The sequence below is a fragment of the Mesorhizobium sp. genome (genome assembly GCF_004962925.1).
Lineage (GTDB): Bacteria > Pseudomonadota > Alphaproteobacteria > Rhizobiales > Rhizobiaceae > Mesorhizobium.
Map to the genome: position 1 here is coordinate 1 of NZ_SUEO01000208.1, position 11,507 is coordinate 11,507.

At 62.2% G+C, this 11,507-nt stretch carries 6 protein-coding genes; 4 read left to right on the forward strand and 2 right to left on the reverse strand.

Annotated features, from left to right (window positions below; all coding sequences use genetic code 11):
* Window positions 1-100: 100 nt before the first annotated feature.
* Together E5W87_RS28885 and E5W87_RS28890 are read right to left on the reverse strand one after the other, a co-directional pair.
* A complete protein-coding gene (locus E5W87_RS28885) occupies window positions 101-2,122 on the reverse strand; it encodes a PAS domain S-box protein (protein WP_292405294.1) in 2,022 nt (673 codons plus the stop codon).
* Window positions 2,119-2,856, reverse strand: coding sequence for a response regulator (locus E5W87_RS28890; RefSeq protein ID WP_367118890.1), 738 nt, complete (start codon window positions 2,854-2,856; stop codon window positions 2,119-2,121). The genes E5W87_RS28885 and E5W87_RS28890 overlap by 4 nt, the downstream gene beginning before the upstream one ends.
* 341 nt (window positions 2,857-3,197) lie before the next feature.
* On the opposite strand from E5W87_RS28890, the gene E5W87_RS28895 reads away from it, so the two are divergent.
* The 4 genes from E5W87_RS28895 to E5W87_RS28910 all read left to right on the forward strand — a co-directional run bounded on the left by E5W87_RS28895 (window position 3,198) and on the right by E5W87_RS28910 (window position 11,037).
* Entirely contained in the window at window positions 3,198-4,460 is a 1,263-nt protein-coding gene (locus tag E5W87_RS28895; protein WP_292405297.1) for an MFS transporter, read from the forward strand.
* A 122-nt stretch (window positions 4,461-4,582) separates the two neighbouring features.
* Window positions 4,583-5,707 (forward strand): PLP-dependent cysteine synthase family protein, encoded by a 1,125-nt coding sequence (locus tag E5W87_RS28900; protein WP_292405300.1) that lies wholly within the window; start codon window positions 4,583-4,585, stop codon window positions 5,705-5,707.
* Window positions 5,708-5,738: 31 nt separating this feature from the next.
* Window positions 5,739-6,077, forward strand: a complete 339-nt coding sequence (locus tag E5W87_RS28905; RefSeq protein WP_292405308.1) for a glutaredoxin — start codon at window positions 5,739-5,741, stop codon at window positions 6,075-6,077.
* Window positions 6,078-6,312: 235 nt separating this feature from the next.
* Window positions 6,313-11,037 (forward strand): alpha/beta fold hydrolase, encoded by a 4,725-nt coding sequence (locus tag E5W87_RS28910; protein WP_292405303.1) that lies wholly within the window; start codon window positions 6,313-6,315, stop codon window positions 11,035-11,037.
* Window positions 11,038-11,507: the final 470 nt, after the last annotated feature.

Consider the following 11,507-nt stretch of genomic DNA (forward strand, 5'->3'; position numbering starts at 1 on the left):
GGCCGGGTATCAATTTCAGGTCGACCTCGACAGGACGTTGCTATTGCTGGATCCCGAGTGGGTCCGGGAATGGCGCGCCATTTCCGTGCGTGCAGCTAGTCTAGGTGTGATCTGCAAGAAGCCGGACCAAGCGGGACACGTCCTCCGGGCGGAACGGCTTCTCGATAACCGGGCGCCCGCTCCGCTCGAGGAACCGGCCGGCGGCCGGGCCAAGTGTGTCGCCGGTGACAAAGCCAATATGGCGTACAAGATGGGGCTTCGCCTCCTGAAGCCAGTAAAAAAATGATGGCCCATCGCCATCGGCCATTCGGATGTCGCAAAGGATGATGTCATAATCGTTGGTGCGCACAAGCGCTTTAGCGTCCTCGCCGCTCGCAGACAAGTCGCAGGTGAAACCCTGCCGGTCGAGGAGTTCAGCAAGGATGCCGGCGATTTCGTCTTCGTCGTCAACGACAAGGGCCCGTCGGACCTCGGGTTCGGCCACCTTTTTGTCGATCGATTCAAGAACTCTTTCGGGTGCCGACGTCTCCGCTACACCAATCGGGATTTGGATCACGAAAGAGGCGCCCCAGCCCGATTGTGACGGCTGCAGAACCAGGCTCCCCCCTTGGGCCTCGATCAGACCCCGAGAAACGGCCAAGCCGATGCCCGTGCCAATACCTTGCGGTTTGGTGGTGAAGAACGGATCGAAAATACGATTGCGGATCTGCTCCGGAACGCCCGGGCCGTTGTCGCTGACGGTGAGGGCGACGTTGGATTTGGAAGGATCGTGCCGAGCGGACACGGCAATCCGACGCGGGCCAGAGATTTCCTCAAGCGCCTGCTGGGCGTTGACGATGAGATTAACCAGGACTTGATGGATCTGGTCGCCATCCGCCCAGACGCGCGGCAGGGCGGGCTGCACGTCTTTTGCAAGCTTGATACCGCCCGTTTTGAGACCATAGGAAAGCAGGTCGATCGCTCCATCGACCAACGCGGAGACGTCCACCTCACGCCGTTCGCCAGCGCGCTGACGCGCCATGGCAAGAAAAGTGCGCACTATTCGGGCACAGCGCTCCGCCGCAGCTTCGATTTTTACGCTGCGCTCGGCGATCTTGTGGAGGTCGGTATCGCGTAGCAGGTGAGCGTTGGCAGCTTCGCGCAGCATGAGCGCCTGACCGGTGACAATTGAAAGCGGGTTGTTGAGCTCGTGCGCGACACCGGCAAGCAGCGAGCCTAGAGCTGCAAGCTTCTCACTCTGATGCAGCGCGTCGCGCTGGCGCTCGATTTCCTCCTGGGCACGGCGGACCTCGGTCAAGTTACGAATATGTGCCGTGAAGAACCTGCGGTCCGGCAGCCGCACCTCCGTTATCGCTAGTTCGACCGGCAGCAACGTACCGTCGGAGCGCATTGCTTCGATCTCAACCCGGCGACCCAGGACCGCCGCTTCCCCGGTGAGCATGTATCGCTCCATGCCCGCATGATGTCGAGCACGCAGGTGCTCGGGAACGATCAGTTCAGCGATTGGCTTGCCGACAACCGCTTCGCGGCTGTAGCCGAAGGCTGTCTCGGCAGCAGGATTGAATTCAACGACGCGGCCGTCCTCGTCGATTACGACGACGCAGTCGAGCGCGGATGCGATAATCGCGGACGACATGGTTTCCACTGCAGTCTGCGCTTCGAGCCGCTCGGCAAACTCGCGCTCGCGTAGCTTGTGCTCTGTGAGGTCGAGACCGATAGCTATGACGCCCTGGATTTGCCCAATGGCGGACATGAAGGGAACGAGGTTCTCCTGAATATAGCGCCTACCCAGCCCGCCATAGTTCGCCCAACCCTCCCAGCGAACTCTCTCTCCAGAGTAGACCTTCGCCGCGATTGCCGAGTAGGAATCAAAAACCGGCTGCCCGAGGACAGCGGCCACGTGCCGCCCTATAATCCGATCAATCGGTAGCTTCACGAAGTCGAGAAACTCGCGATTTGCATAACGATAATGGTGGTCGCGATCGATGAACACCGCCCGGGCCGGCATGGCATCGAGGAGCGCATGCAGAACGCCGATGTCTGGCAAGTTGGAACTGCCCATATCGCCCGCTCCAGGGCCGGCCACCGCCCGTTCAACCATGTCCAGGGGCTGATCCGTCATGCGCGCGTCTCGGGCGGGGTAAATAGATAACCGACACCGCGGATCGTCCGAATGATTTCGGGCTTGGCCGGGTCGATCTCGATCTTGCGGCGCAACCGCGTGATGCGAATATCAATGCTTCGATCGAAGGGTTCGATTGCGCGGCCGTGAGCGAGCTCGAAAATATGTTCGCGGCTGAGTACGCGATGAGGGTTTTCGACGAATACCCTCAAGAGCTCTATTTCCATCAAAGTCAGGCGCTGCCTCTCGCCATCGGAAGCCACCAGGCAATATCTAGGAAAATCGAGCATGACTTTTCCGAATGGGATCAGCCCTTCTTCCCTTTGCGATGGTACCCGATCGGCCAAAGCCACCGGTCCCGCATTGGGCACGTCACTTTGGCTGCCTCTCTTGAGCCGCCGCAAAACCGCCCTGAGCCGCGAATGCAGTTCCCGTAGGTCGAACGGCTTAGCCACATAATCGTCAGCGCCGATCTCAAGACCAACGATGCGGTCGATCACGTCACCAGCCGCCGTGACCATGATGATGGGCACCGAGCTGGAGGCGCGCAAGCGGCGCGCAATGGCAAAACCATCTTCGCCAGGCATGTTGACGTCAAGCATGATGAGATCCGCAGGTCCGGCTACCAGATGAGCATCGAGCGCACGACCGTCCTCCGCGGTCCTGACGTCAAAGCCCTGCTGGCCGAGATAGTCGGCAAGTGTTTCTCGCACGCCTTCCTCGTCGTCAACCACGATCAGCCGCGGCGGGCAAAGCGTTGTCATGGATCGGCCGTGCCTCGCTCTGCCAATGCGCGTGGGGCGCTCCAAACCTGGCTGGCTTGCTCGCCCCTGCCTTTCAACCATTTACGACCTGATACCGCAGGCGAAGCGACCATGAGGCGGAGAGTAGCGACTTCCCGGCGTCCTCGCCAGTGGACGAATCAATGATGCCAGAGATTTCCAGTGCGGAGAGATTGCAGGTCTAAGCAGGGCCGTTTCCACGGGCGACATTGAGTTTCCACGCTTATCCACACGCCTGCATCCATCCCGCCAGGCGATGACAACCTCGAAAGCGGTCCTTGGAGGGCAGGAACATGTCGAATCGTTCATCACCACCATCTGGAGCCAGGCAGCTTCAGCACAACACGATGCGGCTGCGCGGGATTCTGGCTGCGGCTGGCGCCACGACCGCCATGGCGTTCGGATTTGGCAGCCTGGCGCTGACATCCGTCTTCATCAGACCGCTTGAGGCGGAGTTTGGCTGGTCGCGAGCCGACATTAGCCTTGCCTATACGCTCTCGAGCGTCGGCATGGCCTTTGGCGGGCTGTTCTGGGGCCGGCTGTCGGACCGCCTGAATATCAGAAGTCTGCTATTCATCGGTTCGGCTGGCATGGTGATCGCGCTCGCCGCGCTTTCCTTCGCCACTTCGCTCTGGCAGATCTATGCGGCCAACTTCGCGTTGGGCGGGCTAGGGTTTGCCTGTCTCTACGCGCCGGTACTTGCCGTAACCGGGCTCTGGTTTCACCGCCGCAGCGGCCTGGCGATCGGGATCGTCACAGCAGGCGGAGCCCTAGGCCAGGGCATAATGCCCTACGCGGCAAATGCCTTGATCGACGGCGTCGGCTGGCGCCTCGCATACGCGATCATGGCTGTGGCGACGATGGCTATGCTGGCGATCTTCATGCCGGCGGTTCAGGCGCCGCCCGTTGCCGCACCGGTGCATCTTTCAGCGAAGCCAGGTTTCCAAGGTGGCCGTCTTTCTCCGGTGACGCTGCTATGTGCCGCAGCATTCCTCTGCTGCGCCTGCATGGGCGTCCCGCTGGTGCACCTCACGAGCTTCGTCACGGCCGTGTGCGGATCTTCGGATGTCGGCTCGCTCAGCCTGCTGATCGCCATGCTGTTCGGCGCCGTCGGGCGAATCGCATTCGGGCTCCTCGCCGACCGGGCAGGCAGTCTTGCTGCCTATGCCCTTGCATCTTTCATTCAGACGGCATGCGTAGCGATTTTTCCCGCGCTGGACCAGCAACTGAGCCTGCTGGCGCTGTCGGCGGTTTTCGGCTTCGGCTTTGCCGGAAACATGACGTGCCTGATCCTTTGCGTGCGCCAATTTGCACCAGCCGAACGCTTTGGCCAGTCACTCGGCATCGTCATGCTGATCGCCTGGGTGGGCATGGGCGTGGCCGGTTATTTCGGCGGCTTCATCTATGACAGCTTCGGCAGCTATGGGCCTGCTTTCCTGCTGGCATTTGTCGCGGGCGCGGCCAATCTCGCGGTTCTGGCCGTATTGGCAGCCTCATCCGGCGCGAGAGCGCAGGTCCCATGCGGCCGCCTTCCGGATCCTGCGATGAGCCGCTGATTCAAACGTCGAAATCCACTTATCCACGGTGATTCGAACGCTGCAAACCACGACTGCCTGCCATTTTTAGAGATCGAAGGGACCGACGATGTCCCATCGTCACCAAGCAAGGACCGGCTAAGATGAGCAGTATCTACGACAGCATTCTCGACACGATCGGCGACACGCCGGTCGTCCGCCTTTCCCGCATCAACAACGGCGCTGCTTCGCTCTATGCCAAGATCGAGGCGTTCAATCCTGGCGGCTCGGTCAAGGACCGTTTTGCAGCCGCGGTCATCGAAGAAGCGGAGAGTTCCGGCGCACTCGTGGCTGGCCAGACGGTGATCGAGGCGACGAGCGGCAACACAGGCATAGGATTGGCCATGGTTTGCGCTACGAAAGGCTACCCTCTCGTCATCGTCATGCCGGAAAACGCCAGCCTCGAACGCCGCAAGCTGATGCGTTTCTTCGGTGCCAAGGTTGTGCTGACACCTGCCGTCGAGCGCGGCAGCGGCATGCTCGCCAAGGCGATCGAGCTAGCCGAAACGCACGGCTGGTTCCTCTGCCGGCAATTCGAGACGCCCGTCAACGCCGATATTCATGCCCGCACGACAGCGCTCGAAATCCTCGCGGCGTTCCGGGACCGTCCGCTGGACTACTGGGTCACCGGCACCGGGACCGGCGGAACGCTTGCCGGTGTGGCGCGGGTGCTCGAGCGCGAGCGGCCGGAAACGCGGATCATCGTCTGCGAGTCCGACAATTCGGCGCTGCTGTCGAGTGGCATTCCCCAAACTTTCGACGAACACGGACTGCCGACTCGGGCGCACACTCGCTTCCGGCCACACCCGATGCAGGGGTGGAGCCCTGATTTCATTCCGCAAATCGTCGGCAACGCGATGGCTGACGATCTTGTGGACGAGATCCTACCCGTTTCAGGCGCCAACGCTCTAGAAGCCGCGCGTCGGCTTGCCACGGAAGAAGGAATACTGGCGGGCATCTCCGGCGGGGCAACCTTGAGCGGGGCTCTGGAAATTGCTCGACGCGTCGGCCCGGACCCGAACGTGCTCTGTATGTTGCCTGATACGGGTGAGCGGTATCTCAGCACGATTCTGTTCGATCACATCAGCGAGGAAATGTCGCCCGCCGAAGAGGCGATCCCTCGCTCCACACCCGGCTACCGCTTCGACCGGCCGCCGTCCTTCTGCCCTTTCATCGGCACCCGTAAACGAAATCCAAATCGACCAGTCGGCGCATGCGCTTGTCGATGAGGCGATCCATGATCCGGAGCGTCCGGTGGTCATGTTCGCCCTGACATGGTGCGAATTCTGCTGGACGGTAAGAAAGCTCTTCGACCGTGCCGGAATCGCCTACAGGTCCATCGAAATCGATACTCCGGAATTCCAGAAGAACAGCCTGGAAGGGGAAATCCGCAAGGCCCTGAGGGCTCGGATCGGTTCGCCTACAATTCCGCAGGTCTTTGTCGGCGGCGAGCATATCGGTGGCTGCATGGATACGCTTGCGGCCTGGCGGGACGGCACGCTCGCCGCCCGGCTGGAGTTCGTTGGCGCAAACTACACGCCCGGCGCTTGCGCAAATCCCGAGAGCCTGCTGCCCCGATGGATGCGCGCGGCAGCGTGAGATCCCGTCTCCGGCTTTTCAGAGTGCCGTCGCCACCACCAAAGCGAGCCGGAACGGGCGTGATCCCTTCCGGCTCGGCTTTCATCTGCACTTATCCGTGTCGGCTTTCCTACTAAGGGAGAGCAAATCAGAGCGCAGGCGGAAACCTCACGCTTCTGGAAACCAACGCTTTCGGCAGCGGCACGCACTTGATACAATCAATTGCTAATTTAGCAGGCGCACTGGGGTCAACAAAGTGTCGCTCGAAATTCGCGTCCTCGGAGATCTGACCGTCCTTCGCCTTGGCGAGGTCCTTTCCTTGCCGCCTTCGAAAAAGACGCGGGCGCTGCTGGCCTATCTTGCGCTCGTGGAGCGCCCGCAGCGGCGCGAGCGCCTTTGTGAAATGTTCTGGGAGGTACCGGACGATCCTCGCGGCGCCCTGCGCTGGAGTCTCTCGAAGATACGACAGGTTGTCGACCTCGGGGACGGCGGGATCTTGGAAGCCGACCGCAGCGCAGTTCGCCTGAACACCAGCGAAGTCGTGCTGGACATCGCGCCGCTCCGCGGTCTTGGCGTTCGCGACATAGAGGCTCTCGAGCTCGAGAAACTGGAGGCCCTCGCCGGAGCGTTCCGCGGAAGTTTTCTGGATGATCTCTCACTGCCGCGCTGTCCGGAATTCGAAGCCTGGCGCATTGCGACCGCCGACGAACTGCACGTGACGCATCTGCGCATCCTTCGGGTGCTCGTCGACCGGCTTGCGGATGAGCCGGTGCGTGCGCTTTCGCACGCCCATGTCCTGCACGGATTGGAGCCCGGGGACGTGGCACTTCGAGCGGACATCCGCCGGCTGAGCGAGGCAGCACGGCAATCCGCCATGGTCCAGGGCCGCGCTTCGAGAACCGACACCGAGGCCGCTCCCACCGGCGAGACCGTCGCTCCGACGCATGTTTGGCCTGCGGCGGAGATACAGCTCCGCCCTCCGCCGGAGCGGGTCCTTGCGCAGGAGATCCGCCGGTGCACAACGCCCGACGGCGCGCACCTGGCCTATTCCTTGAGTGGTCAAGGCCCCCCTTTGGTAAGAGCCGCCCACTGGATGTCCCATCTCGAGCTCGAATGGGACAGTCCGGTGTGGAAGCATTGGATCGAGGGCCTTTCAGCGCACTACCAGCTGATACGCTACGACCAGCGCGGCAACGGCCTATCGGACCGTTATCCCGCCGACCTATCCTTCGAGGCCATGGTCGCCGACCTGGAGAGCATCATCGATGCGGCCGGTCTGCGCCGCGTTTCTCTGCTTGGCATTTCCCAGGGGTGCGCCGTTTCGATAGCCTATGCCGTCCGCCATCCCGAGCGCGTGGCGGGGATGGTGCTGTATGGCGGATTTACTAAAGGCTGGCGCAAACGGGGCAATCAGCGCGAAATAGCGCGCCGCGAAGCCATGGGAGCGCTGATACAGGAAGGCTGGGGCCAAGACGACCCGGTGTTTCGCCAGATGTTCACCTCCCTCTTCATTCCGGAAGCAACGCCGGAACAGAGGAATTGGTACAACGAGCTGCAACGCAATACCGTCTCGCCTGAGATTGCCCATCGCATCTTCGAGGAAGGCGCCGTCATCGACGTGGACGAGCTGTTACCTCGGGTTCGTGTTCCGACCCTCGTAATGCATGCCACGAGGGACGCAGTCATTCCGTTCGATCATGGCCAGGCGATGGCCGGCAAAATCCCCGGCGCGCGTTTCGTTGCGCTCGACAGCGTCAACCACGTGCTGCTTGGCCATGAACCGGCATTCGCGACCTTCGTGGACGAAACGCGTCGTTTCCTAGCAGACCCCGAACAGACGCAGCAACTAGCAGGCCCTCCGGCGTCCTTGGGGATCAACCGCTCTCGGCAGTACATAACAGTACTCGCCGCGGAAGTGGTCAGTCCCATGCATCTCCTCGAAGCGGAGGATCCGGAAGTGGCAATCCGTGAACTCCAGCCCGTCGAGGATCGGGTCATACAAGTCGTGGAGAGCCATGGCGGCGTCGTGACGTCGGCTGCTGACGGGACAATCACCGCAGCGTTCGGCCTCGCTCGCGCCACCGAGGATCACGCTTATCTCGCTTGTCGCGCGGCGCTCGCGGCCAAGCTGGCAGTGGAGGAGCTTTCCCAGGGCGGGACACAGTTGAGGGCCGGAATAGACACCGGCGAGGTGATCGTACGGCAGCAATGGACGACCGAAGCCAGCAAGGTCGAACTGGCCGGAGCCGCTCCTCGTGCAGCCAACCGGCTGATGCGTGCCTTGCACCGTGCGACGATCGCCGCGACAGGCCGCGCGCGCGCAGCCGCCGGTGGCTATGTGCAGATGCACCGCCTAGCGCACTCGGAGCACCCGCAACTTGGCCGCGACGAACGCATTTACGAGCTGTTGGGCGAAAATTACGCTCTGTCGCGCTGGCACCTGAGGGCCAACCGCGGCCTCACCGGACTGGTGGCGCGCGAGCTCGAGCTCAAAATCCTTCTTGCAACCTGGCGCCGCGTCAGGGAAGGCCACGGCCAAGTCGTCGGAATCGTCGCCGATCCCGGCATGGGCAAGTCGAGGCTTGCCCATGAATTTCTCTCCCTCGACGAGGTGGCCGGTTTTACTGTGCTCGAATGTGGCGGTCTGGAGTTTGATTCGTCAGTTGCTCTTGGCGCTGTAAAGAAGCTGTTGCTCTCGGCTTGTGGCATTCGCGGCGAGGACGGCTTGGCGGAAGCCCAGCGTCTGTTTGCCTTCAAACAGGCGGAACTGGACCTGGATCCACGTCACACGGCGCCGCTTTCCTTCCTCGCGGACCTGCCGATCAACGATTCTTCCTGGCGGCATCTCGATGCGCGGGAGCGGACCTCACGGGTATCCGAGGCGATGAGCGCTTTTCTCGTTGCCTTGAGCCGGGCCTCGCCCGTAGCCGTGCTTATCGAGGATCTGCACTGGATCGATGCCGAGAGCGAGACCGTGGTGAACAGGCTGGTCGAAGTCATGGGTGCCAATCGTATCATGCTGCTCGCCACCTACAGGCCGCAGTACCGGCACGAATGGAACCGCCGCGGCTATTTCCAGCAGATAAGGCTGGAGCGGTTCTCGCGGGACGAAATGGAGCAGTTCCTCACCGAATTGCTGGGATCCGATCCAAGCCTGGGGGAACTGCGGAAATCACTTGCCGAGCGGGCAGAGGGCACGCCGCTATTTCTGGAAGAAATGGTGCGCGGACTGGTTGCGGACGGTGCCCTTGCCGGCCAGTCCGGCCGCTACGAGCTCAAGAGGCCGGTGGAATCCATCACCATCCCGTCAACGGTTCAATCGCTCATCGCCGCACGCATCCAGCAGCTGGGTGACTCCGAAAGGCAGGTACTTCAAGTCGCTTCGGTTATCGGCAAGAATGTCCCGTTTCCGCTGCTGAGGGCACTCTCGCCGCTGCCGGAGGCGGAGCTGGAGGTATGCCTGGCCAAACTGCAGAGTTTGGAATTCCTGTTCGAGGTCCAGAGCTATCCTCACGTGGAATATACGTTCAAGCACGCGTTGACGCTCAAGGTGACCTACGAATCCCTGCTGGCGGAGGACCGAAAAAGGCTGCATCGGGCTGCATTGGTTGCGATGGACAGACTCTATGCCGGATCGCTGAACCACCACATCGAGGAACTGGCCGAACACGCGCTTCGTGCCGAGGCGTGGGAACCTGCCGCGGATTATCTGCTGCAAGCGGCGGGTCGGGCCGAGGAACGCTCGGCCTATTCCGCCGCGGTCCAGCTCCTCGAAAGCGCTCGCAAGGCGGTCGCCGCGTTGCCCCGAAATCCGAAAACTCTCGCCCAGGCGATCAATCTGCGGGTGCGGATGCGACCCGCCTACGGCGCCCTTGGTGCCTACCAGAAGGCGCTGCCGCAGCTGTTAGAAGCGCGCGAACTGGCCATGGAACTGGGCGATCCGCAACTCATCTCCGACGTGTTGCTCCACTTGAGCTATCTCAACAGCTCCCACGGCCGCTACGAGGAGGCGCTGGAACCGGCCGACACACTCAAGCGCGGTGCGACGACAAACGGCGTGCAGCGCTGCATAAGCGAGTCGGATCTGGCCGCCTCACAGGCGCTTCTGATCCGCAGTGAGGCGCGGCAGGTGCTGGAGCGGCTTGTTCCGCATGAGGAGAGGTTCACCAAAGCGTGGCGTCTGGAGCGTTTCGGACAGCTCGGTGCGCGTGCGGTTTGGTACCTGGGGCACCGCGCGCAGGCGGAAGCGCGCCTTGGCCGGTTCGACGATGCTGAGCGCTCGCTTGCCGAGCTGCGGAAGGTCGTTGCCGAAGTGGCGCGCCCGATCGACAGCTGCGCGGCCGCCTATTTCACCGGTGTGGTGGGCGTCCTGCGCGGGCCCGAGCCGGCGCTTGTCGAGGCGCTGCAGTTGTGGTCCTCCGAAGCCGCGACCAGCGCGTCTATCCTACTCCGGCCATGGCTATTGACGGTGCTCGGGCATGCGGAATTCCTGCTCGGCCGCAACCACGACGCGGGCGCTACCTTGGAAAGTGCGGTGACCGAGTCTCAGCGGCTCGATCTTGCCCAGTTCGAATGTCACGCGCGCGCGGTGCTCGCCTGCGTGCGTGCGCGCCTCTGTGAGCCGGAAGCTGCGGCCAATCTCGACCATGCGCTGGAACTTGCGCGGGAACGCGGCGACCCGTGGAGCGAGATCATCGTACTGCGCGGCCTTGCGGAGCTGAAATCTTCCAGATTGGCCGTTAGCTGGCTCGAACAGGCCTGCAGCCTTGCCAGGCGGTTTGAACTACGGCCGGAGCTTGCCCGCTCCTTGCTAGCTCTGGGGCTCGCGGAGCGGCGCGGCAAAATCGCTGGTGCGGATGCCACTCTCGCGGAAGCGGACAAGCTCTACGCCGAAATGCAGATGCGGGAGGATTTCTTCGGCGCGGACGAGCCGATCGGAAGTGTGCTGCCCGTTCGCGTCCCCATCGCCGATATGGTGTGATCTCCGCACCAAGGATCCACTTCGTTCAGTCTTGTCCGGCTCAAATGTGGCGAGAATCTTGCCGAGATAAAGCCGAGGTTCGGCCGTCGACATTAGGCCCTACCTGGCCCATTGCGAACTTCCGCGCTTCTATGGAGGGAAGCTGGCGAGGCTGGCGAAAAGGTTGCGTTCCCTGAACGAAAAGGGCGATCCGCGGTCACGCAGCTCGCGATCCCGCGGTCATGGAGCAATATCTGCCGGACCAAACGATCCGCCACCACGTCTGCGTGGGTCAGCGGCCCCATATGTCCGGCGCCACGAACAATCGCCCCGATCGCGGCCGGAACGCGGGAAACCACAGAATCCCATTGACCAGCCAAGCCCGCTCCCCGAACGTAACCTCTTGCCGCGGCAGTGCGACACCCGCCAGACAAATTCTTCCCCAACGATGTTCAGCACAAAAAACGGGAGCCACGCGCTGAGAATCCAGT